This window comes from Xenorhabdus littoralis, from assembly GCF_033949345.1.
GTDB classification, from domain to species: Bacteria; Pseudomonadota; Gammaproteobacteria; order Enterobacterales; family Enterobacteriaceae; genus Xenorhabdus; species Xenorhabdus littoralis.
Window position 1 is genome coordinate 1 of record NZ_VCDP01000166.1, and the last position, 987, is coordinate 987.

The 987-nt window shown below is 42.0% G+C and carries 1 protein-coding gene; it reads left to right on the forward strand.

Annotated features, from left to right (window positions below; translation table 11 throughout):
* Positions 1-93: 93 nt before the first annotated feature.
* Positions 94-978 (forward strand): IS982 family transposase, encoded by an 885-nt coding sequence (locus FE394_RS18945; RefSeq protein WP_319927874.1) that lies wholly within the window; start codon positions 94-96, stop codon positions 976-978.
* Positions 979-987: the final 9 nt, after the last annotated feature.

Below are 987 nucleotides of genomic sequence, written 5' to 3' on the forward strand. Positions count from 1 at the left end.
TAACCTGAATTCTGGATAAAAAACTGGCGAAGTGCCTGTTCCAAGAGCAAAGTTTTAGTGCACACCAAAAAATGCTCTAAAAAGGAACAGGCAATGAACAAATTAGTTGAAATTTTCTGCAATGTCGATGACTTCTGTCGTTTTTTCATTCCTCAATGGGAGCTGTTTTGTCTCACTAAAGGGCAGCGTCTACGCCGCAGACAGGGTCACATGTATCCCAGCGAAATTATGACCATCCTTATCCTCTTTCACATGTCGCATTACCGTGATTTTAAACATTTTTATCTGGAGCATATTTGGAAATATCACCATCACGATTTTCCAACCTTGCTCAGTTATACCCGTTTTGTCAGTGTCGCCCCTTCCGTTTTAGTACCACTGTGCAGTTATCTGACTCAATTAAAAGGAAAACCCACGGGAATTGCTTTTATTGATTCCACCAGTTTGCGCGTGTGCCATAACATCCGCATTCCCCGTCATAAAGTGTTTAAGGGGGTGGCACAGCGAGGAAAGACTTCGATGGGATGGTTTTACGGTTTCAAATTACATTTGATTGTTAACCATCAGGGCGAAATTCTGGCACTCAAAGTCACCGCCGGTAATGTAGATGATCGGGAACCGGTTCGCGAATTAACCAAAGCATTAACAGGTTCTCTTTATGGTGACAAAGGCTACCTTAGTCAAGAACTGGCAGACGATTTAGCCCAAACCGGTGTGACGTTCATGACGAAAAAGCGTCGTAATATGAAAGCGCGAGTGTTGGCTGAGTGGGATAAGATAATGTTATCAAGGCGCTTTATTATTGAGACAATTAATGGGCAATTAAAAACCATTTCTCAAATAGAGCATTCTCGGCACCGAAGTATAAAAGGATTTCTATTGACCGTTTTAGGTGGTGTCATTGCTTACTGCCTGAAATGGAAGAAACCGTCACTGAAAGTTTTCTACTCGGAAGAAGATTTTCCAATGACGGCTTAAACGGAATTC

Bases quoted from the DNA above. Each gene is read 5' to 3' on its own strand.
- FE394_RS18945 (WP_319927874.1), top strand. From the start codon at position 94: ATGAACAAATTAGTTGAAATTTTCTGCAATGTCGATGACTTCTGTCGT.